The organism is Pseudomonas sp. 22072 (genome assembly GCF_052046095.1).
GTDB classification, from domain to species: domain Bacteria; phylum Pseudomonadota; class Gammaproteobacteria; order Pseudomonadales; family Pseudomonadaceae; genus Aquipseudomonas; species Aquipseudomonas paracarnis.
In genome coordinates this window covers 1-422 of record NZ_JBQEQE010000069.1, presented here as the reverse complement: position 1 = coordinate 422, position 422 = coordinate 1, and the positions used below count along the sequence as shown (strand labels likewise).

The 422-nt window shown below is 56.9% G+C and carries 1 protein-coding gene; it reads left to right on the top strand.

Annotation, left to right across the window (positions count from 1 at the left end):
- A partial coding sequence (locus tag ACTJLA_RS26820; RefSeq protein ID WP_440842494.1) for an immunoglobulin-like domain-containing protein occupies positions 1-422 on the top strand: 422 nt, incomplete at both ends.

Genomic DNA, 422 nt, shown 5'->3' with positions numbered 1-422 from the left:
CAGATCACGTACACCGCCACGCTGTCCAACAAAGCGGGCACTGACGTCACCCTGAAGCTGGATAACGGTTCGTCGATCACCATCAAGGCTGGCGAAACTGTTGGTACCGTAACCGTGCCTGCGCCGACCGATGACGTGTTTATCGATAAGAGCACGCAGACCGTCAAAATCACTGACGCTTCCGGCGGCAACTTCGAAAAACTGGAAGTTGCAGGCAACGGCGCCACCACCACGATCAACGACACCATCGACAAAGTCGATGTGGTCCTGACCGCCACCACCACCGTTGGCGAAGGCGGCAACATCGTTTACACCGCCAGCCTTGTGGATAAGAACGGCGCGCCGGTGACCAACATCACCAATCCGCTGACCGTGACCCTGGATAACGGCAAAACCATCACCATCGGCGTAAACCAATCGAG